This is a genomic window from Arthrobacter nitrophenolicus (genome assembly GCF_045833485.1).
In the GTDB taxonomy this organism is placed as follows: Bacteria; Actinomycetota; Actinomycetes; order Actinomycetales; family Micrococcaceae; genus Arthrobacter; species Arthrobacter nitrophenolicus.
In genome coordinates, this window is the sequence record NZ_CP174504.1 from 1,677,186 (window position 1) to 1,698,653 (window position 21,468).

Below are 21,468 nucleotides of genomic sequence, written 5' to 3' on the forward strand. Positions count from 1 at the left end.
TCAGGCCGCACTGCGGCCTTCTCCATCAGTCCGAGCAGCCAGGTACTTGTCCGGGTTGTTCAGCACAACAATTGTGGGGGCCTGGCTCTCCGGCCAGTCCCGCTTTCCGGCGGGGACGTGGTCCACACCGCCGGCGTTCCATGGATGGCAGCGGCCGAGGCGCCGGACTGCGAGCCAGCTCCCCTTGACGGCGCCATGGACAGTAACCGCTTCAAGGGCATAAGCCGAGCATGAAGGGAAAAAACGGCAGACCTGCCCGTACAAGGGTGAAATCACCTTGCGGTAAGCCTTGAGCAGCACGATGAGGGTGTTCCGGGGCAGGTTCCACAGGAACATTCCGACGGCGGCGGCTACAGGACGGAGACGGGCGACGACGGCGGTGGCGTTACGCACGCGATGTCCCCTCCTGTGTTGTACCAGCCGAACCGTTCGCGGCCGCCTGTATGGGGCGTCCGGCCAGCCGGGTCAGCGTCGATTCCAGTGCAGCGTTGTAGTCCTTCAGCAGCTGGTCCCAGCTGGCAGAGGCGGACGCGGGAAGCGCCCGCACCACTATGGCGAAACCGGTGCCGTGCTCGCGCAGCGAGGCGGCACCCGCTTCCCTCAGTCTTCGCTTAACGAGGTTCCTGACCACAGCGTTCCCTACACTCTTGGAAACGATGAACCCGATCCGGCTGGGTTCGTCGGCAGCGATAGCTGCCGCATATAACACTACGTTCCGGCGCCCATTGCGGACACCGGAACGTACAGTTGTTGAAAAATCGGTAGCAGTCCTCAGGCGGTTGCGGGCGGCCAGCACCTTAAGCTCGCAAAGGAATGTCTACCGACAAGTCAGGTTATTTAGGCCGACAGCTCGGTGCGGCCCTTGCCACGGCGGGCTGCCAGGATGGCGCGGCCGGCACGGGTACGCATACGAAGGCGGAAGCCGTGCTTCTTGGCTCGACGGCGGTTATTCGGCTGAAAAGTCCGCTTGCTCACGTTAGTTACTCCAGTGGATCAAAGGTGCGCCCACCCGATCAGTATGGGGAAGAACTGGCCGACGCTAAGTTTTGTATATGCACGCTTCCCCCGGCTGCCCAAACGCGGAGCGTCTGGGAGATTCAGATGGGGCCAAAAAGCGGACACAAAGGACTTCACAACGTTAGGGCAATTTGAGCCCCTGCGTCAAACCGGGACGGCCCCCGAGCGCTATCCCCAGCTGTTCCTAACTACCCCTCAAAGCCTGTGGATGAAGTGGCTCACAGCCCCCTTTTGGGAACCACAATCGTGTAATTATCCACAAGCAACTGGCCAGCTATCTTCTAGGCTTTTCATCCCCTAGAGTGGCTCAGTAGCCGATTATCCACGGACTGTGCATAACCCTGTGGATTAAGCTGGGCCAGCACCCTGGTTCCGGACTTTGGGCTGCAGGCATTGCAGGCAAAGCAAGTTTTGAGGGAACCCATTGATGACAGTAGACGAAGCCAACCACGCCAATACTGTCGGAAGTTCCTGGCGCCGGGTGGTCAGTTTGTTGGAGCAAGACCACCGCGTTTCCCCGCGGCAGCGCGGCTTCGTCATCCTCGCCCAGGCCCAGGGCCTGATCGGTTCCACCCTCCTGGTGGCCGTACCCAACGAACTCACCCGCGAGGTGCTCCAGACCCAGGTGAAGGATGCCCTCGACGATGCCCTGCACAGCGTCTTCTCGGAAGACATCCGGTGCGCCATCGACGTCGATACCGATCTGGTGCCCGTCCACGAAGAGCCTGAACCCGTCGTCGAACCGTCCTTCGTCTCGGACCAGCTGGTGGAGCAGAAGCCCCAGCCCATGCTGCCGAGCACCTCGCATGAGTTCGGCCGGCTGAATCCCAAGTACGTTTTCGACACCTTCGTGATCGGCTCGTCCAACCGCTTCGCGCACGCTGCGGCCGTGGCAGTTGCCGAAGCCCCCGCCAAGGCCTACAACCCGCTGTTCATCTACGGCGATTCCGGGCTGGGCAAGACGCACCTGCTGCACGCGATCGGCCACTACGCCCGGCGCCTCTACAGCGGCATCCGCGTCCGCTACGTCAACTCCGAAGAATTCACCAACGATTTCATCAACTCCATCCGCGACGACGAAGGCGCCAGCTTCAAAACCACGTACCGCAACGTGGACGTGCTGCTCATCGACGACATCCAGTTCCTGGCCGGCAAGGACCGGACGCTGGAGGAGTTCTTCCACACCTTCAATTCGCTGCACAACAACAACAAGCAGGTGGTCATCACCTCGGACCAGCCGCCCAAGCTGCTGGCTGGCTTCGAGGACCGGATGAAATCCCGCTTTGAGTGGGGCCTGCTGACGGACATCCAGCCGCCGGAACTCGAAACCCGCATCGCCATCCTCCGGAAGAAGGCCCTCAGCGAGGGACTTTCGGCACCGGATGACGCCCTTGAGTACATCGCCTCCAAGATCTCCAGCAACATCCGCGAACTCGAAGGCGCCCTGATCCGCGTCACGGCGTTCGCCAGCCTTAACCGGCAGCCGGTGGACGTGGCCCTGGCGGAAATGGTCCTCAAGGACCTCATCACGGACGACGGCGCCCAGGAAATCACATCCAGCCAGATCCTCCAGCAGACGGCCGACTACTTCAAGCTCAGCATGGAAGAACTGTGCAGCAAGTCGCGCACGCGCACGCTGGTGACGGCGCGGCAGATCGCGATGTACCTGTGCCGGGAGCTCACCGACATGTCCCTGCCCAAGATCGGCCAGGAGCTCGGCGGCCGCGACCACACCACGGTCATTCACGCGGACCGCAAGATCCGTGAACTCATGGCCGAGCGCCGTGTGATTTACAACCAGGTGACAGAGCTGACCAACCGGATTAAGCAACAGCAGCGCGATTCCTGACCCGCCACCTATACCTTATTAACAGGTGCATGTGGATAAGGCTGTGGATAGTTAAGGGGACAACCGCGGTTAATGGGCTTAAAACCCTTAAGCCGCCTGTGGATCGCGAAAACGGCGAAAATTTCTGTCCCCATCCACACCCTGTTTAAAACCTGCTCCACCCACAGTCCATGAACAGGGCTTAACCGCTCGAACGCAGGCTGAAGCACGGTTATCCACAGTTTCCACAGCAGTTATTAACACTACTAATCCCAAAAAATCGAAGTCCCTCAAACAACAAGATCGATCTGCACACCTCTGCCGGGCGGGCCGGGCGGCCCGGACCCCTTGGGGCCGGACTGGGGGATGGGTTAATCGCGGATGTTCCGGCTAAGCTGTCAGCAGCGCTCCCATCCCTGGGTCCGTGCGTGGTCCGCCGAGTACAAACCATGCGCCAAACAGGGCGGGGACAACACTTTCCAGGGACTCCTACCGCGGGAGTGCCGGAACCCAAACGCAGCAGCAATGAAAGGCGGCACCCTTCCGTGAAGTTCAGAGTCGATCGGGACGTCCTGGCAGAAGCCGTCACCTGGACAGCCCGGTCCTTGTCTCCGCGGCCGCCCGTACCCGTCCTGTCCGGCCTCCTCCTGAAGGCCGAAGCCGGCACCGTCAGCCTCTCGAGCTTTGACTACGAGACCTCCGCACGGCTCGAAATTGCCGCGGACATCCGGGACGAAGGCACCATCCTGGTGTCAGGCCGGCTGCTGGCGGATATCTGCCGCAGCCTTCCCTCCGCTCCGGTCGACGTCGAAACCGACGGCAACAAAGTGACGCTCACCTGCCGCCGAAGCAGCTTCCACCTGGCCACCATGCCCGAGGCCGAGTACCCGCCCCTGCCCGCGCTTCCCGCGATCAGCGGCACAGTCCCCGGCGATGCCTTTGCCCAGGCTGTTTCCCAGGTGATCATCGCCGCGAGCAAGGACGACACCCTCCCCATCCTCACGGGTGTCCGGATGGAGATCGAAGACGACCTGATCACCCTCCTGGCCACGGACCGGTACCGGCTCGCCATGCGCGAAGTCCCGTGGAAGCCGGTGACGCCGGGTATCTCCACCAGCGCCCTGGTCAAGGCGAAAACCCTCAACGAGGTCGCCAAGACACTCGGCAACAGCGGGGACATCAACCTTGCACTCTCCGACGACGACAGCCGCCTGATCGGCTTCGAAAGCGGCGGGCGAACCACCACTTCGCTGCTGGTGGACGGCGATTACCCGAAGATCCGCTCGCTGTTCCCGGAATCAACCCCCATCCATGCCACCGTGCAAACCCAGGAACTGGTTGAGGCGGTCCGCCGTGTTTCGCTCGTGGCCGAGCGGAACACCCCGGTACGGCTTGCCTTCACGGAAGGCCAGCTGAACCTCGACGCCGGCACCGGTGAGGACGCGCAGGCTTCGGAGGAGCTGGAAGCACAGCTTTCCGGGGACGACATCACCGTGGCCTTCAACCCGCACTACCTGGTGGAAGGCCTGAGCGTGATCGAAACCAAGTTCGTCCGGTTCTCCTTCACCTCGGCGCCGAAGCCGGCCATGATCACGGCCCAGGCGGACGCCGACGGCGAGGACCAGGACGACTACCGCTACCTGGTGATGCCGGTCCGCCTCCCCAACTAGTCCCCATCGGCTCCCAGCCTTCGCAAGCTCAGGCCGGGCCCCTCACCGATGGGGCCCCAACCACCGCCACCCATTCACCGCGCAGAAAAGAGCTCCTGATGCACATTGGACTGATTGGCCTTGGCAAAATGGGATTCAACATGCGCGAGCGGCTCCGCAAAGGCGGGATCGACGTCACGGGCTACGACCGCAACCCGGACATCAGCGATGTTGCCTCCGTGGACGAGCTGCTCGCCGCAGTCCCCGTCCCCAGGCTGATCTGGGTGATGGTCCCCGCCGGCGCGATTACGGATGCGGTCATCACCGAGCTGGCGGACAAGCTGGACCAGGGCGACCTGGTGATCGACGGCGGCAACTCCCGCTTCACTGAGGACCAGAAGCACGGCGAAATCCTTGCTGCCAAGGGCATCCGCTTCGCCGACTGCGGCGTCTCCGGCGGTGTCTGGGGCCTGCAGAACGGCTACGGCCTGATGGCAGGCGGGGATGCGGCTGACATCGAACGCGCACTGCCCGTGTTCGATGCCCTGCGCCCCGAGGGGGAACGAGCGGACAGCTTTGTCCACGTTGGCGGGGTCGGTGCCGGTCACTACGCCAAGATGGTCCACAACGGAATCGAGTATGGCCTGATGCAGGCCTATGCCGAGGGCTACCAGCTCCTTGCATCCAAGGACATCATCAACGACCTGCCCGGCACTTTCCGCGCCTGGCAAAAAGGCACGGTGGTGCGGTCCTGGCTGCTTGACCTGCTGGTCAAGGCGCTGGAGGAGGACCCGGGCCTGCAGAACATTGATGACTACGTGGAGGATTCCGGCGAGGGGCGCTGGACTGTGGAAGAAGCAATCGCCAACGCAATTCCTGCCCCGGCCATCACCGCCGCACTGTTCGCCCGCTTTGAGTCCAGGGAGGACAGTTCACCCGCCATGAAGATGGTGTCCGCCCTCCGCCACCAGTTCGGCGGACACGCAACCCGTCCTGCCAAGTAGCACCCACCGGGGACCGCCGTTGTCCCCAGAATTGTCGAAACCCGCGTGTACCTGGAACACCTCTCCCTGACCGATTTCCGCAGTTACGCCCAGGTGGACCTTGCCCTGGAGCCGGGCGTCACCGTCCTGGTGGGATACAACGGCATCGGCAAGACCAACCTGATGGAAGCCATCGGGTACCTCGCCACGCTCAGTTCCCACCGGGTCAGTTCCGATGCCCCCCTGCTCCGGTTCGGGACCGACCGGGCGCTGGTCCGTGCACGGCTGGTCCGCGGGGACCAGACCACCATCCTGGAGCTTGAGATCAACGCCGGCCGCGCCAACCGCGGGCGGATCAACCGCAGCAATCCCGTCCGGGCCAGGGACCTGCTGGGGATTTGCCAGACAGTCCTGTTCGCTCCCGAGGACCTTGCCCTGGTGAAGGGCGATCCCGCCAACCGCCGGCGGTTCCTGGACGAACTGCTGGCCAGCCTCATTCCGCATCATGCCGCCACGCGCAGCGACTACGACCGGGTGCTGAAACAGCGCAACGCCCTGCTCAAGTCGGCACGGTCCGGGAAATTCACCTCCGGACACGAGGCAACCCTGGATGTGTGGGACCAGCACATGGCACGCGCCGGCGCCGAGCTCCTCCACGCACGCCTTGAACTGGTGGAACGCCTCCGGCCGCACCTTGCCCGCGCCTACGCGGAACTGACTGACGCATCCAAGCCAGCCGATGCCACCTATCGATCCACACTCCAGAACCAGATGGACGACGACGGCGCCCCCCTGGCAGGTGCGCCGCGCGGAGTGCCGGGAGACGCCGTCGGGACCGAGGACCTGCGCAGGCTTTCCGTCGAACAGCTCACGGAACGGTATGTCCTCGCCTTCGCTGAGTCACGGAAGAAGGAACTGGAACGGGGCATTTCGCTGGTGGGACCGCACCGCGATGAACTGGAACTTGTCCTGGGGCAGGCCCCGGCCAAGGGCTATGCGTCGCACGGCGAAACCTGGTCCATGTGCCTGTCCCTGCGCCTGGCCTCCTACTACGTGATGCTCGACGACGCCCGCACCGGTGGTTCTGCACCGATCCTGATCCTTGACGACGTTTTTGCCGAACTGGACGTCCAGCGCAGGCGTAAACTGGCGGCAATAGTCTCCGGCGCGGAACAGGTCCTGGTGACCGCCGCCGTCGACGCCGATATCCCGGAAGAGCTGTCCGGCCGGCGGGTGAAAGTCATCCCGGGAGGTATTGATGAGCAGGGACGGTGACAACGGCGGCGGGCTGCAGCCCGGCCGCGATCCCGACAGCATCGATGCGCCGCAGGCAGCGCTGAACCGGATGCGCGAGGCCGCGGCTGCCCGGGGCGAAGTCCGCCGGAAGGCCGTTCGGCCGGGTTCTCCCAAAGCCAGGGGCGGAATCCGGGATACCCGCGGTTTCAGCCAGTTCCATTCCACCGGCCGCGATCCCCTGGGCCTTGGCAAGGTGGTGGGACGCCTCGTGGCTGAACGCGGCTGGACGTCGCCGGTGGCCGTGGGTTCCGTCATGGCGGAATGGCCTGCCCTCGTGGGCCCGGAGATTTCCGCGCACTGCACCCCTGAGAGCTTCACGGACACTACCCTGCACGTCAGGTGTGATTCCACGGCATGGGCCACCCAGCTCCGGCTGCTCAGCACCAGCCTGCTGGAGAAATTCCGCGTGGAACTCGGCGACGGGGTGGTCACCAGCATCCAGGTCCTGGGCCCCTCCGCGCCCAGCTGGCGCAAGGGCGGACGGACCGTCAATGGCCGCGGACCACGGGACACCTACGGATAGCCTCCGGCCGGACTATTGAAAATGCTCCCAACGCCGTGTAGAGCGCTGGAAGGGCCGGTGGGTGTATAGGCCCCCGGGGACGGTCCTTTTGGGGCGCCCTAGGCGCGGCCAGCGGCCGTCCACAGCCATGCAGCTTCCCGTCCACGGCCCCGGAATGCGGGAATATGGGCTGTTTCCCGGTAGAATCGTTGTAGATAACTGGGCGCGGGTGAAACGTTGACTGCGTCCGCACCCGGGTGCTTTCAGCACACGGGTGCGGACCCCCACCGTCAGCAAGCCACCCGCGCCATAAGTTTGTGCCTGTTGGCGGGTGCCTTTTCCGGATGGAGGAGGAATCAGCCGGCCATCATCGAGAACAGAGGAGTCGACAGCGCCTGTGGCTAACGACAATACAGATCTGGCAGTTGAACCCGTAGTCGAGGATGCCCGTACGCCTGATACTCCGGCGGAATCTGCTAAGCCGCGCGAATACGGGGCCAGCGACATCACTGTCCTTGAAGGTCTGGAAGCCGTCCGGAAACGTCCCGGCATGTACATCGGCTCCACCGGCCCGCGGGGGCTCCACCACCTGGTCTACGAAGTGGTGGACAACTCCGTCGACGAAGCCCTCGCCGGCTACTGCACGCACATCGAGGTGGTCCTCCAGGCCGACGGCGGCGTCAAGGTTGTGGATGACGGCCGCGGTATTCCCGTGGACATGCACCCCACCGAGCACAAGCCCACCGTCGAAGTGGTCATGACCATCCTGCACGCCGGTGGCAAGTTCGGTGGCGGCGGTTACGCCGTGTCCGGCGGCCTCCACGGCGTGGGCATCTCCGTCGTCAACGCGCTGTCCAGCCGGGTGGACACAGAGGTCCGACGGCAGGGCCACGTCTGGCGCATGTCCTTTGCCAACGGCGGAAAGCCCCAGGGCAGCCTGGTCAAGGGCGAGGAAACGGACCGCACCGGTACCAGCCAGACGTTCTACCCGGACCCGGAAATCTTCGAGACCACCGAGTTCGATTTCGAGACCCTCCGTGCCCGTTTCCAGCAGATGGCGTTCCTCAACAAGGGCCTGCGCATCACGCTGACGGATGAGCGCACGCCTGCCGCTGACGACGCCGACGCCGACCTGGACCTTGATGCCATCGCCACCGAGGGCGAGGTCAGTGCCGAACACCGGACCGTGGTGTACCAGTACGACGACGGCCTGCTGGACTACGTCAAGCACCTGAACTCCGGCAAGAAGGTGGATGTGGTCCACGAGGACGTCATCGCCTTCGAAACCGAGGACACCGAGCGCAAGATCGCCGTGGAAATGGCGATGCAGTGGACCAGCGCCTACTCCGAAAGCGTCCACACCTACGCCAACACCATCAACACCCACGAGGGCGGAACCCACGAAGAGGGTTTCCGCGCCGCCCTGACCTCGCTGATCAACCGCTATGCGCGCGAGAAGAGCATCATCAAGGAAAAGGACGACAACCTCACCGGTGACGACATCCGTGAAGGCCTGACAGCCGTCATTTCGGTCAAACTGTCCGAGCCCCAGTTCGAGGGCCAGACCAAGACCAAACTCGGCAACTCCGAGGTCAAGGGCTTCGTCCAGCGCGTGGTCACCGACGGCCTGGGTGACTGGCTGGAACGCAACCCCGGCCCGGCCCGCGACGTGATCCGGAAGGCCATCTCCGCCGCGCAGGCCCGCATGGCGGCGCGGAAGGCACGCGACAACGCGCGCCGCAAGAGCCCGCTGGAATCGTTCGGCATGCCCGGAAAGCTCTCGGACTGCTCCTCCAAGGATCCGGAGAAGTGCGAGGTCTACATCGTGGAGGGTGACTCGGCAGGCGGTTCCGCCAAGCGCGGGCGCAATCCCGAGACCCAGGCGATCCTGCCGCTGCGCGGAAAGATCCTCAACGTGGAGCGCGCCCGCCTGGACAAAGCCCTGGGCAACGCCGAAGTCCAGTCCATGATCACCGCCTTCGGCACCGGCATCGGCGAGGACTTCGACCTCTCCAAGCTCCGGTACCACAAGATCGTCCTGATGGCCGATGCCGACGTGGACGGCCAGCACATCACCACCCTCCTGATGACGCTGCTCTTCCGCTACATGCGTCCCCTGATCGAGAACGGCTACGTGTACCTGGCACAGCCGCCGCTGTACCGCATCAAGTGGTCCAACGCGGCGCACGACTACGTCTACAGCGACCGCGAACGCGACGCCAAGCTGGTGGCCGGCCAGGCCGCGGGCCGCAGGATCCCCAAGGACAACGGCATCCAGCGCTACAAGGGCCTGGGCGAGATGGACTACACCGAGCTGTGGGACACCACCATGGACCCGGACAACCGGACGCTGCTGCAGGTCACTATGGACGACGCCCTCGCCGCGGACCAGATCTTCTCCGTCCTCATGGGCGAAGACGTGGAGTCCCGCCGGAACTTCATCCAGCAGAACGCCAAGGACGTCAGGTTCCTGGATATCTAGGGCACTGCCCAAGATATTCGGACTTCGACATATACCTGAAACGGAAATAAATAAATGAGCGACGAAACACCCGAGAACCCGGCTCCCGACGCCGGAAACCCGGACACCGTTCTTGAGGGCGACGTGCTGGTTGACCGCGTGGAGCAGGTTGACCTGCAGACGGAAATGCAGCGGTCCTACCTGGACTACGCCATGGCCGTTATCGTGGGCCGTGCCCTTCCCGACGTCCGTGACGGGCTCAAGCCCGTCCACCGCCGCGTGCTCTACGCAATGTTCGACGGCGGCTACCGCCCCGACCGTTCCTTCAACAAATGCGCCCGTGTGGTGGGCGAGGTCATGGGCCAGTACCACCCCCACGGCGACACCGCCATCTACGATGCCCTGGTCCGCCTGATCCAGGACTGGACCATGCGCTACCCGCTGGCGCTGGGCCAGGGAAACTTCGGCTCCCCGGGGAACGACGGCGCGGCCGCCCCGCGTTACACCGAAACCAAGATGGCCCCGCTGGCTATGGAGATGGTCCGGGACATTGACGAGGAAACCGTCGACTTCCAGGACAACTACGACGGCAAGAACCAGGAACCCACCATCCTGCCGGCGCGGTTCCCCAACCTGCTGGTTAACGGCTCGTCCGGCATCGCCGTCGGCATGGCCACCAACATTCCGCCGCACAACCTGCGGGAAGTGGCCGACGGCGTGCAGTGGTACCTGTCCAACCCGGGCGCGAGCCGCGAGGACCTGTTGGAGCAGCTCCTGCTGCGCGTCAAGGGCCCCGATTTCCCCACCGGCGCCACCATCCTGGGCCATAAGGGCATCGAGGACGCCTACCGGACGGGCCGCGGCTCCATCACCATGCGTGCCGTGGTGAACGTCGAGGAACTGCAGGGCCGCACCTGCCTGGTGGTCACCGAACTGCCTTACCAGGCGAACCCGGACAACCTGGCCATCAAGATCGCCGAACTGGTCAAGGACGGCAAGATCCAGGGCATCGCCGACCTCCGGGACGAGACGTCCGGCCGCACCGGCCAGCGCCTGGTGATCGTCCTCAAGCGGGATGCCGTGCCCAAGGTTGTGCTGAACAACCTCTACAAGCACACCGAACTGCAGAGCAACTTCTCCGCCAACATGCTTGCCATCGTTGACGGTGTACCGCGCACCCTGAGCCTGGACGCCTTCATCCGGCACTGGGTCACGCACCAGCTGGACGTCATCGCCCGCCGGACCCGCTACCGGCTGCGGAAGGCGGAGGAGGAAGCACACATCCTCCGCGCCCTGCTCAAGGCACTGGACATGCTCGATGAGGTCATCGCCCTCATCCGTGCCTCCAGCACCACCGAGGCGGCACGCGACGGCCTGATGGAACTGCTGGACATTGACGAGCTCCAGGCCCGGGCCATCCTGGACATGCAGCTGCGCCGCCTCGCCGCCCTGGAACGCCAGAAGATCCAGGACCGGCACGCGGAACTCGAAGCACTCATCGCCGAATACAACGAGATCCTGGGCTCCGAACAGCGCCAGCGGGAAATCATCAGCACCGAACTCGGCGAGATCGTGGACAAGCACGGCGACGACCGGCGCACCAAGATCCTCATGGGCTACGACGGCGACATGTCCATGGAGGACCTCATCCCCGAAGAGGAGATGGTGGTCACCATCACCCGCGGCGGCTACGTCAAGCGCACCCGCAGCGACAACTACCGGTCCCAGCAACGCGGCGGCAAGGGCATCAAGGGTGCCCAGCTCCGCGGCGACGACGTGGTGGAACACTTCTTCGTCACCACCACGCACCACTGGCTCCTGTTCTTCACAAACCTGGGCCGGGTGTACCGCGCCAAGGCCTACGAGCTGATGGAAGCCGGACGTGACGCCAAGGGCCAGCACGTGGCCAACCTGATGGCCTTCCAGCCCGACGAACACATCGCCCAGGTGCTTGACCTCAAGGACTACCAGCAGGCCCCCTACCTGGTCCTCGCCACCAAGCGCGGCCTGGTGAAGAAGACCCGGCTGGAGGACTACGACACCAACCGGTCCGCCGGCGTCATCGCCATCAACCTGCGCGACGGCGACGAACTGGTGTCCGCGCAGCTGGTGTCCGAGACAGACGACCTGCTGCTGGTTTCCCGCAAGGGCCAGTCCATCCGCTTCACCGCCACCGAGGATGCGCTCCGGCCCATGGGCAGGGCCACCTCCGGCGTGACCGGCATGAAGTTCCGTGAGGACGACGAGCTGCTGGCCGCCAACGTGGTCACCGACGGTTCCTATGTGTTCATCGTGACCGAGGGCGGCTACGCCAAGCGGACCGCCGTGGAGGAATACCGCCTGCAGGGCCGCGGCGGCCTGGGCATCAAGGTGGCCAAGCTGGCGGAGGAACGCGGCGACCTGGTGGGAGCACTCATCGTCCAGGAGGAAGATGAAGTGCTGGTGGTCATGGAGGGCGGCAAGGTTGTCCGGTCCTCGGTGGCCGGCGTCCCCGCCAAGGGGCGCGACACCATGGGCGTCATCTTCGCCAAGCCGGACAAGAACGACCGGATCATCGAAGTGGCACGCAACAGTGAACGGGGCCTTGAGGGCGAGGAATCGCCGGAGGATGACGTAACGTTGGCTGAAGATGGCGGGGCCCCTGGGGAGTCCGCCGGGCCAGGAATGGCAGACGAATCACCGGCCGTTGAGTCAGAGGACGCCTCGGGCGACGCTGAGCCGAACGAAGACACCACGGAGGTAACGAGTGAGTAATCCCGACTCATTTCCCAAGCCGAGCAGCACTGTTCCCGACGGAAACCGGCCCTCAGCCGCTCCCCGCGTGAACGCCCCGGTTCGTCCGCAGCAGCGGCCGGCAGCGCCTGCCGCCGCCCCGGGCCAGCGCCCGGCCGTGCCCGGCCAGCGCCCCGCCCAAGGTCCGTCCCAGGGTCAACCGGCCCAGCCGGGACAGCGGCCCGCGCAGGGTTCCCGGCCCGCCACCGGCGGGCAGCGTCCGGCAGGTGCTCCGGGGCAGGGCACTCCCGGGCTGGTCAAGCCCGCCCCCAAGGCCAAGGTGCGGCGCGCCAGGCTGCTGATCAGCAAGGTTGACCCCTGGTCCGTCCTGAAGATGGCCTTCCTGCTGTCCGTGGCCCTGGGCATCGTTACCGTGGTGGCTGCCATTGTCCTGTGGACCGTCCTGGACCTTACCGGCATCTTCGACCAGGTGGACAGCCTGCTCGGCACCCTGGCCGGTACCGAAGGCGGCGGCTTCGAATTGAAGAAGGTGGCCTCCCTGGGCCAGGTGGCATCCTTTGCCACCATCATCGCCGTGGTGAACGTGGTCCTGCTGACCGCACTCTCCATGCTGTCCGCCGTGCTCTACAACATCTCGGCCACCCTGGTGGGCGGCATCGGCGTCACCCTCACCGACGACTAGATCTGGTTCCCTAGGTCCCGTTTCCGCCGGTCCCGGACCGGCGGAAACGCCCGATTTGAGATCGGGCCGGGATGTGCTGTAAAGTCATGTCTCGGCCCGATGAGGCATCGGGGCGTATAGCTCAGGCGGTTAGAGCGCTTCGCTGATAACGAAGAGGTCCCAGGTTCAAGTCCTGGTACGCCCACGGAACCTGTGCAGGTTCAAGTGGAGGTTTGGTTCGGGTTAGCCCGCAGCCGGACCGGAACGGGGAGCATGTGAAGAAGTTGCTGGTACTTGCAGCTGCAATCGCAGGCATCCTGGTCTACCGCAAGGCACAGGAATCCGAAGCCCGGAAAACTGTCTGGAGCGAGTCCACCGATTCGGTTGACTAGCCGAGGCGCCTGGGCTGGAAGCCGGTAAATGGCTCTCCGGTTCTAGGGTATGATTGACGGGTTGCTTCTTATGGGGGCATGGCGCAATTGGTAGCGCACCTGCTTTGCAAGCAGGGGGTTCGGGGTTCGAGTCCCCGTGCCTCCACCATAAGAAAGTCCCGGTCCGCGGAAACGCGGGCCGGGACTTTTGCTTTGTCCCCACCATCACGAAGCACCATAGGGTGGAGCAGTGACCTTCTTCCTCGCGGCCATGGGCGTCCTGGGCGTTGCCTCCTCGGGTCCGCTGATTGCCGCCACGCTCGGCGCCACCAGCGTCAGTGCCCTCGCCATCGCCTTCTGGCGGAACGCCATTGCCGCCGCCGTGATGGCCGCACCCACCCTTATCCAGGAACCCCGCCAGTTCCGCAGGATAACCCGCAGGGACTTCGCCTGGTCCCTGCTGGCGGCCGCCGCCCTGGCCCTGCACTTCGCCTGCTTCATCACCTCGCTCCAGCTGACGTCGGTTGCCGCCGCCACGGCCCTGGTCTGCCTGCAGTCGGCCTGGATCGCAGTGTTCCAGCTGTTCCGCGGCGTCCGGCACCACTGGCAGGTCCTGGCCGGGCTGGGCACAGCGTTTGCCGGCGTCGTGGCCATCACGGGCTTTGACATGGGATCGTCGCCGCAGGCCCTGCTGGGAGACTTGCTCGCCGTGGCCGGAGGCGCCCTGGCCGGCCTCTACACGCTCGCTGGCGGCAAAGCGCGGCAGAACATGACCACCAGCACCTACACCACGCTCTGCTACGGGGTTTGCGCCGCCCTGGTGGCGTTACTGGCGCTCGTGGCCGGACAGCCGCTGGCCGGATTCGAGGCCGCAGGGTGGCTTGGCATCGCGGCCATCACAGTCTGTGCACAGCTGGTGGGGCACACGGCGTTCAACCACCTGCTGGCCACCATGAGCCCGCTCCTGGTGTCGATGATTATCCTTCTCGAAATACCAGGTGCTGCGCTGCTTGCCGCGCTGTTCCTCGGGGAGACCCTGCCGGCCGGCACGTACGCCGGGTTGGGCCTGATCCTGGCGGGGCTCGCCGTCGTCGTCCTGGGCCAGAAGCCCGGAAGGGCCGGCAGGCGCCCTGCCGCTCGTGGGCAGGAGCCGCCGTCGGACCGGCTGGCGGAGCTGGGGACGGACTAGCTACTGGCCGCCGCGGCGGACCGGCTGCGCCGTGTTCACGGTGTGGATGGCGCGCAGGAGCTTGGCCGGGAAATACACGGAGAAGAAGACCACCATCGGGGCCTTCAAGGCCATCTTCTTGACGTTGTGCGCCTTGTAGGTGCGGTCGAACCGGGTCACGTAGTAGCGGTAGTCCCGCGGTGAATCCTCCAGCCTGCGCGCCGACATCCCGGACACCATCTGGGCACAGTACTGCACTTTGAGCTCGTGGTCGGCCAGGTGCAGGGACAGGTCGATGTCCTCGTGCATCTCGTCTTTCTCATCCCGGCAGGTTTCGGCCCGGATGGTCTCCCACGCGGAGGCGCGCAGCGCCATGTTGGAGCCGAACAGGAAGTGGTACTGGTGCTTGGCCAGCTTGAGCATGAGCTGGCGCATCTTGTCGTCCGCCTTCAGTCCGAACCGGCGCATCGGCATGTCGTAATAGACCACCGGGCCCGTGGCTGCCTGCACCGACTGGTCAAGGAACGCCTTCTGCACCTGCTCCACCCAGTCCGGTTCCAGGACGGAATCGGCGTCGATCCGTCCCAGGACGTCGCCCGTGGCGTGGTCCAGGCCGAAGTTACGTGTGGGAATCAGGCCCTGCTCGCGGTCCTGGCTCAGCAGGATGACAGGGCTCTCCGGATACTCGAGCTGCATCTGCCGGACAATGTCGGCGGTCCGGTCCTTCGAGAGGTTGTCCACCACGATGATCTCGTGCGCCGGGACGGACTGGTAGATGGCAGCGATGAGGCACTGCCGGATGACGCCCTCCTCGTTGTACGCCGGGATGACGATGGACACGCGGGGCAGCTCGGCTGCGTCGTTCAAGGCATCCCCAAGGGGTTGATCGGCTGACATCACTTCAAATCTAGCACCGCGGGGATGCCGCGTCCGGGACGGGAACCAGCGTCCGCCCCCTGCCGCGTCCGCAGACGCAGAAGGGGCCCCGTCCTGGAACGGAACCCCTTCGCGGTGTGTGCGGGTAACTAGGCCTGGCTGGCGCCCTTGTCCCCGTTCATGTTTGCGGCGATGTTCTTGGTGGCAGTCTTCGCGTCAGTTGCAATCTTGGCCGTGGTTTCGGCGGCGTCCTCGGCCACGTGCTTGGCCTTGTCTGCAGCATCCCCTGCCTTGTCCTTGACGGTGTCCGCACCATCGGAGACCTTGTCCCCACCCGCAGCGGCGGCCGAAGCCGAGGCTGCGCCCGCCTTGTCCGCGGCGTCAACCGTGGTTTCCTTGACCTCGTTGACGGTGGCGGCAGAAACCGGCGCCGGAGTCGGGGCCGGGGTCACCGGGGAAGGTGTCTTCCACGGGTCCTCCACGGGCTTGGAGGCCTTCCAGGCGGCAACACCGGCAGCCACTGCCGCGGCGATGACGCCGAAGACCAGCCAGCCGCGCTGCTTCTTGGGCTTCGGCTGGGCGAGTTCGATGCCAACGGTGCGGCCGGCTTCCGCTGCGGCTGCCTTCAGCTGGGTGCCGGTGGCCTGTGCCTGCTCCTGGATGGCGTGGATGATGCCAACGTCGCCGAGCTTCTGTGCCACCGCATCCACCCGGGCCGGAGTGCCCTCAAGGGTGCGGTGGACAGCCTCGGACGCGTGGCCGATCTGGTCCGACAGGCGGGGAAGGTACTCCACCACAACGCGGTCGCGGGCGTTCAGGACCACCGGGGTGGCCTTGTCTAGCGCCTCGTGGAGACGCGGGGAGGCACCCTCGACGGCGTCGTTGATCTTCGGGGCGAGCTGTGCCAGTCCGTCCTGGATCCGGGGGGTCACGGTGGCCACCCCGTCCGCCAGGTTGTGCGCCGCTGACTTCAGCCCTTCCTGGATCTTGGGAGAAGCGGTGTCCAGGCTGTGCTGGAGGCGTGGAACCGCCCAGTCCACAGCTGCTTCCACGCGGGGGGCGGCCCAATCCTTGGCATTTTCTACTGCCTCAATGACTGACAGCTCAAGGTCACGGGCAATACGATCCGATTTCTTCACAACTACCTCCCGATTAATGTGACGGTCTGTGGTTAGCCTACGTGGCTTGAAGTTCACCTGCTATTCCCACCGCGGATTTTAGGGCGATTTCACCCAGCGCGGAACTGCTGCAGCGGCCGCGACCGGCAGGGACCGGCGTGGAAGAATGGGGCCTATGACTGCAATCGCAACCGCAAAAGCAACCATCCACACGAGCCTCGGCGACATCGTGGTTAACCTCTTCGGCAACCACGCGCCCAAGACCGTCAAGAACTTCATCGGCCTCGCCACCGGCGAGCAGGCGTGGACCCACCCGGAGACCGGCGAGGACAAGACCGGCACTCCGCTGTACAACGGGACGATTTTCCACCGCATCATCAAAGACTTCATGATCCAGGCCGGCGACCCGCTGGGCCGCGGCACCGGCGGACCGGGCTACCGGTTCGACGACGAAATCCACCCCGAGCTCAGCTTCAACCAGCCCTACAAGCTGGCCATGGCCAACGCCGGCATCCAGATGGGCAAGGGCACCAACGGATCCCAGTTCTTCATCACCACCATCCCCACCGACTGGCTCCAGGGCAAGCACAGCATCTTCGGCGAAGTGGCTGACGAGGAATCCAAGAAGGTTGTCGACGCCATCGAAGGCGTCCGCACCGGCATGGGTGACCGCCCCGTGGAGGATGTCACCATCAACAGCATCGATATCGAGCAGCTGTAACACCACACCATGAGTTACGGAATTCCGTCGGCTGAGCCGTCCGCCCAGGTCCCGGTATGCCCCCGGCACCCTGACCGGCCCTCATATGTTCGCTGCCAGCGGTGCGGGCGCCCCGCGTGCCCCGACTGCCAGCGGGCGGCCGCCGTCGGATTCCAATGCGTCGACTGCGTCAACGAGGCACAGCGTGCGGCGCCGGAGGTACGGACCGTCTATGGCGGCGCCGTCGCGGCCGGCAAGCCCAGGGTGACGTTCGGGATCATCGCCGTCTGCGCAGTCCTCTACGTCCTGCAGTGGCTGGTCCCCAATGACGCCATTTACCAGACCCTGGGTTTCGCCAATATCTATGCGGAGCCCCGCTGGAACCAGTTTGAACCGTGGCGGATGCTCACCGCAGCATTCCTCCACTCGCAGGGCTTCATCCTCCACATTGTGCTGAACATGTACATGCTGTGGGCGTTCGGGCAGGCGCTGGAGCCGCTGCTGGGGCGCGCGAGGTTCCTCGCCCTCTACCTGATCTCCGCCATTGGCGGCTCGGTCGGCTACCTTCTGCTGACCCCCCTCTATGAACCGGGCAGGCCCCTCTATGGTGTTGTCGGTGCCTCCGGGGCGATCTTCGGGCTCTTCGGTGCCATGCTGCTGGTGCAGCGCCACCGGGGAGGCGACACCCGCCAGCTGTGGGTACTGATCGCCATCAATGGAGTGATTGGCTTCGTGATCCCCCAGATCGCCTGGCAGGCGCACCTGGGCGGCCTGGTCGCAGGCGGGCTCTGCGCTGCAGTCCTCGCCTACACCCCGCGTGGTCCGCGCCAGGGCTTGATCCAGGCAGCAGGACTGGCGGCTGTGCTGGTCATCCTCGCCCTCGCAGCCTGGCTACGCGTCGCGCTTTAGCTGGACCCGCACCGGGCACGGCCCACAATCCCGGACACGGCTCATGACCCCCGGCACCCACACAGGGTGCCGGGGGTTTTCGTTTTCCACAGGCCTTATCCACAGTGTTAATAACTTACATGCCTGTCATTCATGCCTGACTTCTGCGCCAGCGTCCGCTTTCCGGGATGTTTCCACCACGCGGGGCGCCTTTCTCCACATCTGTGGATAACTCTTGGGGATAGCCCTGTGCTTAAGTGGACAAACTGAGTATTTTTCGGAGATTTGTGGATAAAGCCTTGGATATCTTGGCTCTCAGGGCACTGAAGGCTGTAGCAGGCGGTCCTTTCAACACTCTTATGCACACTGTTAATAACTTCCGCCGATGTAGTTCAGGATGCTTTCCCGCCCTGCATCCCAGTGTGCAGGCCTTTCCTGGCCGATAATCCCCAAATGGTTTCCACAGCTGTGGATAACTTGTGGGTATTGGAATGTTGGTAAGTGGATAAGCTTCAAGTGCCCCTGTTCCGCAATCCCGCCCCTCCAGGAGGTCTTCCTTGACCACCACGCAGCACATCTTCCTCGACAAGCAGCATCCTGCTGTCTGGCGCGCCATCAACGGGCTGGCCCTGAAGGTCAAGGAAGCTGCCGCGGACGCCGGAATAGACGCCAGGACCCTGGAACTCCTCAATGTGCGTATTTCCCAGATCAACGGCTGTGCCTATTGCCTGGACCTCCATGTCCGGGAAGCACTCGAGGCCGGGGAAACATCCCAGCGCCTGGCTGTGCTGCCGGCATGGCGGGACACAGCGTTGTTCACCGAGAAGGAGCGTGCCGCGCTGGCCCTTGTGGAGAGCATCACTGAACTCCCCGGCCAGCAGCTCCGTGAGCAGGAGGAAGGAATGGCACGCAAGTCCCTGACGGAAGAGGAATTCTCGGTGGTCAGCTGGGTGGCGGTCAGCATGAACGCGTTCAACCGCATCTCCATCGTGAGCCACCATCCGGTCCGGCGCGACCGCCAGGAAAGCTAGCCGCACCTTCCACAGCGGCGATTATCCACAGGGTATTCCACACTGTTAATAACCGCATGGCGGGGGCAGGTTTTGACTGCTGGCCCCAGTGGGGGCCGGAGGGCCGGTACTCCCCAGCGTTATCCGCAGGTTTTCAACACTGTGGATAACTTTGCCAACAGCTGGGGAGAAGGTCCTATCGGGCTGGTTCCTGCCACACTCCGGACGAGCCCCGGCGGTGGCTGTCCAGGAGGTGGGTGTCCACCATGCCAATGGCCTCCATCAGGGCGAACATGGTGGTGGGTCCAACGAAGGAGAACCCCTTTTTGCGGAGGGCCTTTGAGAGTGCCACCGATTCTTCGGACTGGGTGGGAATATCGGTGTGGACCACCGGACGTGGGGTGGACACGGGACGGAACTGCCACACGAAGTCCACCAGGCCGCCCTCTTTCCTCAGGGCAACGGTGGCCCGGGCATTCTTGATGGTGGCGAGGATCTTCATGCGGTTCCTGACGATGCCGGGATCCTGCAGGAGCCGCTCCACGTCGGCGGCGGTGAACAGCGCTACCGCATCCGGATTGAAGCCCTCAAAGGCGGTGCGGAAGGCCGGCCGCTTGCGCAGGATGGTTGCCCAGGAAAGCCCGGCCTGGAAACCTTCCAGGCAGATCCGTTCGTAAAGACCGTGCTCGTCGGTCACCGGAAGGCCCCACTCCTGGTCGTAGTACTCCCGGAGCAACGGATCCGACGCAGCCCAGGCCGGGCGGGCCAGGCCGTCGTCGCCGATTATCACTGAGCCGGCAGTGTCGGCAGCCATCCGGTTCCTCCTGGGGCCGTGAAGAATTTTTGGAGAAGAAGGCCTAGGAGCGCCAGCGGGTGGTCATCAGGAAGCCGACGATGGCAATGCCGAAGCCGGCCACGATGTTCCAGGAGCCCCAGGCCTGGACCGGGAAGAGACCCTCGCTGATGTAGTACGTGATGATCCAGAACAGCCCGATGATCATCAACCCGAACATAACGGGCTTGAACCAGACAGGGTTCGGTTTGTAAGCCTGCGGGGAGGCCGACTGGACGGTGCTGGCAGTCTTCTTGCGCGGCTTTGACTCGGGCACTGGCTCTCCTTGGCAGGGTGGGCAAGCTCGGCGTCCCGGGCTTGATATCCTGCAAGAAGGAAATTGCCAGCGGTCTGCGCGATCTTGGACAAATCTGGATTCTTACTAGCAGCCAATTCTAGCCGGACTTCCTGGGCCGCCGGTGCCCAGCGGAACCGCCCCGAGGAGAACGCGTGGTATTGCAGGAGAAGGCGAGGCCCGCCGCTGCGCCGGCTGCCGGCGTCGGAATAGTCCGCATAACCATCCAGGTACTCGGCGAACTCCTCATCACCGCAGGCATCATCCTCCTGTTGTTCGTCGCCTGGCAGCTGTGGTGGACCAACGTGGAATCGGACGCGCGGCAGAGCCAAGTCATCAAGGAATTCGCCAAGGACCTCGGAAACCAGGACCTCGGCAGCCCGCCGGCCCCCGCACCGCAGGAAACAGGCGCGCCCGCGCCTGCCGAGGATTTCGGTCCGCCGGTGGTGGGAGCCGCCCCCGGCCACGCCGGAACCATCGGCATCATGTACATCCCCCGGTTTGGCCCCAGCTACACGCGGCCCATCGTGCAGGGCACCACCAGCGACGTCCTGGACACCCTGGGCCTGGGCCATTACGCCACCACGGCCATGCCCGGAGCGGTGGGCAACTTCGCCGTCGCCGGCCACCGGCAGACGCACGGCGCCGTGCTGGACAACATCCATACCCTGGTTCCCGGCGACAAGATCTACGTGCAGACCAAAGACGGCTACTACGTGTACGTCTTCCGCAACAACCAGATAGTGATGCCCAGCCGTACCGACGTCCTGGAGCCGGTGCCAACCCTGCCCGGCGTCACACCCACGGAAAGCTACCTCACCATGACCAGCTGCAACCCGCGTTTCGGGGCGGAAGAACGCATCATCGCCTACGCCCTGCTGGACAGCTGGCGGCCCGCCTCGGCAGGCCCGCCGGCGGAAATCGCCGCCCAGGTGGCGGCAGCGGTCGGGAAGGGCTGAGCATGTACGGATGGATTTTCCGCCACCTGCCAGGGCCTTTGTGGCTGCGGATCGTCACCTCGCTGGTACTCATTGCCGTTGCACTGGTATTGATGGTCCAGTTCCTTTTTCCGTGGATGTC

21 protein-coding genes and 2 tRNA genes are annotated in these 21,468 nt (G+C 64.4%); 16 read left to right on the forward strand and 7 right to left on the reverse strand.

What is annotated here, in order from left to right; all coding sequences use genetic code 11:
* From yidD to rpmH, 3 genes are read right to left on the reverse strand one after another with little or no spacing between them, the layout of a single operon-like run.
* Positions 1-393, reverse strand: a complete 393-nt coding sequence (gene yidD / locus ACJJV6_RS07860) for a membrane protein insertion efficiency factor YidD (RefSeq protein ID WP_009357108.1) — start codon at positions 391-393, stop codon at positions 1-3.
* A complete protein-coding gene (rnpA, locus tag ACJJV6_RS07865; RefSeq protein WP_035752146.1) occupies positions 386-796 on the reverse strand; it encodes a ribonuclease P protein component in 411 nt (136 codons plus the stop codon). Before rnpA ends, yidD begins: the two co-directional genes overlap by 8 nt.
* A gap of 41 nt (positions 797-837) precedes the next feature.
* Positions 838-975, reverse strand: a complete 138-nt coding sequence (rpmH, locus tag ACJJV6_RS07870) for a 50S ribosomal protein L34 (RefSeq protein WP_003800212.1) — start codon at positions 973-975, stop codon at positions 838-840.
* Between the two features lie 469 nt (positions 976-1,444).
* Here rpmH and dnaA point away from each other — a divergent pair, with 469 nt between their 5' ends.
* The 12 genes from dnaA to ACJJV6_RS07930 all read left to right on the forward strand — a co-directional run bounded on the left by dnaA (position 1,445) and on the right by ACJJV6_RS07930 (position 14,690).
* Entirely contained in the window at positions 1,445-2,866 is a 1,422-nt protein-coding gene (dnaA, locus tag ACJJV6_RS07875) for a chromosomal replication initiator protein DnaA (RefSeq protein WP_009357110.1), read from the forward strand.
* A 524-nt stretch (positions 2,867-3,390) separates the two neighbouring features.
* Entirely contained in the window at positions 3,391-4,515 is a 1,125-nt protein-coding gene (dnaN, locus tag ACJJV6_RS07880) for a DNA polymerase III subunit beta (protein WP_009357111.1), read from the forward strand.
* A gap of 98 nt (positions 4,516-4,613) precedes the next feature.
* Complete coding sequence (gnd, locus tag ACJJV6_RS07885) at positions 4,614-5,498, forward strand: phosphogluconate dehydrogenase (NAD(+)-dependent, decarboxylating) (protein WP_354176144.1); 885 nt, start codon at positions 4,614-4,616, stop codon at positions 5,496-5,498.
* Between the two features lie 45 nt (positions 5,499-5,543).
* Complete coding sequence (gene recF / locus ACJJV6_RS07890) at positions 5,544-6,752, forward strand: DNA replication/repair protein RecF (RefSeq protein ID WP_009357112.1); 1,209 nt, start codon at positions 5,544-5,546, stop codon at positions 6,750-6,752.
* A complete protein-coding gene (locus tag ACJJV6_RS07895; RefSeq protein WP_407710269.1) occupies positions 6,736-7,296 on the forward strand; it encodes a DUF721 domain-containing protein in 561 nt (186 codons plus the stop codon). The genes recF and ACJJV6_RS07895 overlap by 17 nt, the downstream gene beginning before the upstream one ends.
* Positions 7,297-7,672: 376 nt before the next feature.
* A complete protein-coding gene (gene gyrB / locus ACJJV6_RS07900; RefSeq protein WP_354176141.1) occupies positions 7,673-9,757 on the forward strand; it encodes a DNA topoisomerase (ATP-hydrolyzing) subunit B in 2,085 nt (694 codons plus the stop codon).
* 54 nt (positions 9,758-9,811) lie between these two features.
* Positions 9,812-12,490 carry a DNA gyrase subunit A gene (gene gyrA, locus ACJJV6_RS07905; protein ID WP_354176139.1) on the forward strand — a complete coding sequence of 893 codons (2,679 nt, stop codon included), beginning with the start codon at positions 9,812-9,814 and terminating at the stop codon, positions 12,488-12,490.
* Positions 12,483-13,151, forward strand: coding sequence for a DUF3566 domain-containing protein (locus tag ACJJV6_RS07910; protein ID WP_354176137.1), 669 nt, complete (start codon positions 12,483-12,485; stop codon positions 13,149-13,151). Before gyrA ends, ACJJV6_RS07910 begins: the two co-directional genes overlap by 8 nt.
* Before the next feature lie 110 nt (positions 13,152-13,261).
* Positions 13,262-13,335, forward strand: a tRNA-Ile gene (locus tag ACJJV6_RS07915).
* A 70-nt stretch (positions 13,336-13,405) separates the two neighbouring features.
* A complete protein-coding gene (locus ACJJV6_RS07920; protein WP_235047105.1) occupies positions 13,406-13,522 on the forward strand; it encodes a DLW-39 family protein in 117 nt (38 codons plus the stop codon).
* Between the two features lie 72 nt (positions 13,523-13,594).
* Positions 13,595-13,670 (forward strand) — tRNA-Ala (locus ACJJV6_RS07925).
* An 81-nt stretch (positions 13,671-13,751) separates the two neighbouring features.
* Positions 13,752-14,690: a DMT family transporter gene (locus ACJJV6_RS07930; protein ID WP_407710270.1), complete on the forward strand. Its 939-nt coding sequence runs from the start codon at positions 13,752-13,754 to the stop codon at positions 14,688-14,690.
* On the opposite strand, the gene ACJJV6_RS07935 is transcribed toward ACJJV6_RS07930, so the two are convergent.
* Positions 14,691-15,566, reverse strand: coding sequence for a glycosyltransferase family 2 protein (locus tag ACJJV6_RS07935; protein WP_035753914.1), 876 nt, complete (start codon positions 15,564-15,566; stop codon positions 14,691-14,693).
* Between the two features lie 128 nt (positions 15,567-15,694).
* Positions 15,695-16,684, reverse strand: coding sequence for a hypothetical protein (locus ACJJV6_RS07940; RefSeq protein ID WP_407710271.1), 990 nt, complete (start codon positions 16,682-16,684; stop codon positions 15,695-15,697).
* A gap of 154 nt (positions 16,685-16,838) precedes the next feature.
* Here ACJJV6_RS07940 and ACJJV6_RS07945 point away from each other — a divergent pair, with 154 nt between their 5' ends.
* From ACJJV6_RS07945 to ACJJV6_RS07955, 3 genes are all read left to right on the forward strand, one after another.
* Entirely contained in the window at positions 16,839-17,384 is a 546-nt protein-coding gene (locus tag ACJJV6_RS07945) for a peptidylprolyl isomerase (protein ID WP_009359538.1), read from the forward strand.
* Between the two features lie 9 nt (positions 17,385-17,393).
* A complete protein-coding gene (locus tag ACJJV6_RS07950; RefSeq protein ID WP_407710272.1) occupies positions 17,394-18,272 on the forward strand; it encodes a rhomboid family intramembrane serine protease in 879 nt (292 codons plus the stop codon).
* A gap of 536 nt (positions 18,273-18,808) precedes the next feature.
* A complete protein-coding gene (locus tag ACJJV6_RS07955) occupies positions 18,809-19,282 on the forward strand; it encodes a carboxymuconolactone decarboxylase family protein (protein ID WP_407710273.1) in 474 nt (157 codons plus the stop codon).
* A gap of 175 nt (positions 19,283-19,457) precedes the next feature.
* Here ACJJV6_RS07955 and ACJJV6_RS07960 read toward each other — a convergent pair whose 3' ends face one another.
* Together ACJJV6_RS07960 and ACJJV6_RS07965 are read right to left on the reverse strand one after the other, a co-directional pair.
* On the reverse strand, positions 19,458-20,075 hold the full coding sequence (locus ACJJV6_RS07960; RefSeq protein WP_407710274.1) for a DNA-3-methyladenine glycosylase I: 618 nt from the start codon (positions 20,073-20,075) through the stop codon (positions 19,458-19,460).
* A gap of 43 nt (positions 20,076-20,118) precedes the next feature.
* Entirely contained in the window at positions 20,119-20,370 is a 252-nt protein-coding gene (locus ACJJV6_RS07965; RefSeq protein ID WP_407710275.1) for a cell division protein CrgA, read from the reverse strand.
* A gap of 173 nt (positions 20,371-20,543) precedes the next feature.
* Between ACJJV6_RS07965 and ACJJV6_RS07970 the strand changes: the two genes are divergently transcribed.
* Positions 20,544-21,347, forward strand: coding sequence for a class E sortase (locus ACJJV6_RS07970; RefSeq protein WP_407710276.1), 804 nt, complete (start codon positions 20,544-20,546; stop codon positions 21,345-21,347).
* Positions 21,348-21,468: the final 121 nt, after the last annotated feature.